General features: G+C 70.4%; 2 protein-coding genes. Both read right to left on the bottom strand.

The window, feature by feature from the left end; all coding sequences use genetic code 11:
- Window positions 1-1,016, bottom strand: a 1,016-nt coding sequence (locus ACFU5O_RS37375) for a beta-ketoacyl synthase N-terminal-like domain-containing protein (protein WP_384247469.1), incomplete at its 3' end; no start/stop codon positions are given.
- Window positions 1,013-3,857 (bottom strand): type I polyketide synthase (locus ACFU5O_RS37380; RefSeq protein WP_384247471.1); only part of this gene is annotated, 2,845 nt, incomplete at its 5' end. The genes ACFU5O_RS37380 and ACFU5O_RS37375, both read right to left, overlap by 4 nt.

Raw genomic sequence — 3,857 nt, forward strand, 5'->3', positions numbered from 1 at the left:
TCGATCGGATCACCCAACGTGGTCCCGGTCCCATGCCCCTCGACCGCATCCACATCAGCGGAAGACAACCCCGCAGACGCCAACGCCTGACGGATGACACGCTGCTGCGCGGGACCGTTCGGGGCGAACAGGCCGTTGCTGGCGCCGTCGGAGTTGACCGCCGAACCTCGCACCACCGCCAGCACCGGATGCCCAAGACGCCGCGCATCCGACAACCGCTCCACCAACAACACACCGGCGCCCTCGCCCCAGGCCGCGCCGTCGGCAGCGGCAGCGTAGGAACGGCACCGCCCGTCGGCCGACAGGCCCTTCTGGCGGCTGAACTCGACGAACGCCTCCGGCGTCGCCATTACGGCAACGCCTCCTACGAGTGCCATTGCGCACTCACCCGCGCGCAGCGCCTGCGCGGCCAGGTGCAGCGCGACCAGGGACGACGAGCAGGCGGTGTCCACCGTGACCGCGGGTCCCTCGAGGCCGAGGACGTAGGACACCCGGCCGGAGGCGACCGCGCCCGTGTTCGCGTTGGCTGCGTAGTCGTGGTACATCATGCCGGCGAACACACCGGTGCGGCTGCCCCGAAGCGAGACCGGATCGATCCCCGCCCGCTCGATCGCCTCCCACGACGTCTCCAGCAGCAACCGCTGCTGCGGATCCATGACCAGCGCCTCGTTCGGGCTGATACCGAAGAACCCGGGATCGAATCGGTCGGCGTGGTGCAGAAATCCGCCTTGCCGCACATACGTCGAATGGGGGCGCTCGCCGGCGGGGTCGTAGAGCTGGTCGATGTTCCAGCCCCGGTTCACAGGGAAGTCCGAGATCGTGTCGATGCCGTCGGCGACCAGTCGCCACAACTCCTCGGGCGAGGTGACGCCGCCCGGGTAACGGCACGCCATGCCCACGATCGCGATCGGCTCGGACACCGCTGCGGAGAGCTTCGCGTTCTGCGCCCGCAGGAACTCGGCCTCCTTGAGCGAGCTGCGCAGCGCGGCGACAAGCTTGTTGTCGGAGCCGGTCATCGGGGTTCTCCACTCATTCCGGTCGGGTCGAAGTCGTCGCGTCCGCCAAGGGCCATGCTGATCAGGGCATCGGCGTCCATGTCGTCGATGGAGGTGCCCTCGCCCTCACCACCGTTGAGATCGCCCGCAATCGGGGCCGCTCCTCCGAGCTCCAGCAAGCGCTCCAACAGTCCGGCGTCACGCAGCCTGCTGAGCGGAATCGCGTGCAGGACGCCCCTGATCCGCCGCTCGGTGTCGGCATTGCCGTCATCACCGGCCCCGGGAGCCAGTTGGGTGGCGAGCTCGGCGGCCAGGACTGTCGCGTTCGGGTGATCGAAGACCAGGGTGGGCGGAAGGCGCAGCCCGGTGGCGGCGTTGAGCAGGTTGCGGAATTCAACCGCGCCCAACGAGTCGAACCCTAGTTCCTGGAAGGCCCGCTCGGCCGGAATGTCCTGAGGGTCCGAATGCCCGAGGATCGCGGCCGCGTGGGTCCGGACCACATCGAGCAGTTCGGCTTCCCGCTGCTCCGCCGGCACGCCCTCCAGCCGCCTCAGCAGAGTCTCCGCCGCGTCCGCGACGGCCGGACGCCTCGCGGGCCGCCGGACGAGTCCGCTGAACAGCGGGGGAAGTTCGGGTTCGTCCGCCAGTGCCTTCAGGTCCAACCGGATCGGTACGACGGCAGGCGCCTCGATACCCACAGCCGCGTCGAAGAGCGCCAAGCCGTCCTTCTCGGACAGTGGCCGCACGCCGGTGCGGCTCATCCGGCGCCTGTCTCCGTCCGCGAGTTCGGCCGCCATGCCGTCCTCGCCGTCCCACAGGCCCCAGGCCAGCGACTGCGCGGGGAGTCCGAGGCCGCGCCGGTGGACGGCCAGGCCGTCGAGGAAGGCGTTCGCCGCGGAGTAGCTGCCCTGACCGGAGTTGCCGAAGACGCCTGCGGACGAGGAGAACAGCACGAACTTCGACAACGTGGCCGTCGCGGTCAGCTCGTGCAGGTTGAGGGCCGCATCGACCTTGGGCCGGAACACGGCATCGATCCGCTCGGGCGTGAGCGAGCCGATCACTCCGTCGTCGAGGACGCCGGCCGAGTGCACGACCGCCGTCAGCGGATGCCCAACAGGCACCGCCGACAGAGCTCCGGCCAACGCGGTCCGGTCGGCAGCATCGCACGCCACCAGCTCGGCACTCGCGCCGAGTGTTGCCAGTTCGGCGACGAGTTCGGCGCTTCCTTCGGCGGCCGGGCCACGCCTGCTGAGCAACAAGAGGTGGCGCACCCCGTACGTGGTGACCAGGTGCCGCGCAAGCAGCTTGCCGAGCATGCCGGTCGCACCGGTGAGAAGCACCGTGCCGTCGGTGTCGAACGCCGGCTGGTGGTCGGGCCGACCGGAGACCCTGGCGAGCCGCACCACCTTCGCGACGCCTCCCCGGATCACGACCTGCGACTCCCCGGTGGCCACGGCCAGTGGGACCGCGGCCATGTCGTCGAGGTCGGCCAGCACAATGCGTCCCGGATTCTCCGACTGCGCCGACCGCACCAGGCCCCAGACGGCGGCACCGGCAAGATCGGTGACCTCGCCAACGGCAACCGCGCCCTTGGTGACGACCATGAGCGTCGAGTGGGCGAACCGGTCGTCGGCCGCCCAGGTTTGGAGGACCTCCAGCGCCCGGTGGACCTCCCTGCGTACGGCTTCACCGTCCGAACCCGGCTCGACGGCGAGGACAACCACGTCGGGAACGGGGTCCTCCGTGCCGAGCGCATCCGAGTGAACCCAGGTCGCCGAAGCCGTGTTCGCCGGAGCCGCCGGCACCCAGGACAGCTCGAACAGCGAGTCCTGCGAGGCAGTGCGAGCGGCGGCGAGTTCGGCCTGGTTGATGTCGCGCAGGATCAACGACTCGACGGAGGCGACCGGCAGGCCCGTACTGTCGCTGATCGTCAGTGCGACACCGCCCGCAGCCGCCGGAGAGACACGGACCCGTAGGCGGAGGACGCACGGTTTGAACACCGATACACCGGTCCAGGCGAACGGGAGTCGTGGCGACGAGGGTTCGCCTGCGCGCAGCCCGATCGCCTGAAGGCATGCGTCGAGCAAGGCCGGGTGCAAGCGGAAGCCGTCGCCGGACAGCGCGGCGGTGGGCAGGGCGACCTCGGCGAACACTTCGTCGCCGGAGAGCCATGCGGCGGTCAGGCCCTGGAAGGTGGCGCCGTACGCCAGACCATCGTCGGCCAGGCTGTCGTAGCGGCCTGAGAGGTCGACCGGCTCGGCCTCGCGCGGCGGCCACTCGATCAGGTCGGTCCCCGGCGCGGTTGCGCCGGACCGTGCGGAGCCCACGGCGTTGCGGATCCAGGGCTGATCGGGGTCGTCACCGCGTGAGTGCACGCCGACCGGTCGGGCGCCCGAGTCGTCCGGGGGGCCGACGAGGACCTGGACTGCGACGCCGCCGTGCTCCGGGACGACCAGCGGGGCTTCGAGCACGAGCTCGTCGAGCAGATCGCAACCGGTCCGGTCGGCGGCTGCGACCGCCAGCTCCACGAATCCGGTGCCCGGGAACAGGACGGAGCCGCCGACTACGTGGTCCGCCAGCCACGGGTGGGTGTGTACCGACAGGCGGCCGGTGAACATCACGGTGTCCGAGTCGGCGACGGTCACGGCCGCGCCGAGCAATGGGTGCCCGGCTGCGCTCAGGCCGATGGACTCGGGGTCACCACTGTTGGCACTGTCGCGGTTCCAGTACTCCTGCCGTTGGAAGGGGTAGGTGGGCAGGTCGACACGGCGGGCGCCGCGGCCTGCGAGTACGGCTTTCCAGTCGATGTCGGTGCCGTGGGTGTGCAGGTCACCCAGGGCGGTGAGCAGTGCGTGGGGTTCG

The organism is Streptomyces sp. NPDC057445, from assembly GCF_042802855.1.
GTDB lineage: Bacteria > Actinomycetota > Actinomycetes > Streptomycetales > Streptomycetaceae > Streptomyces.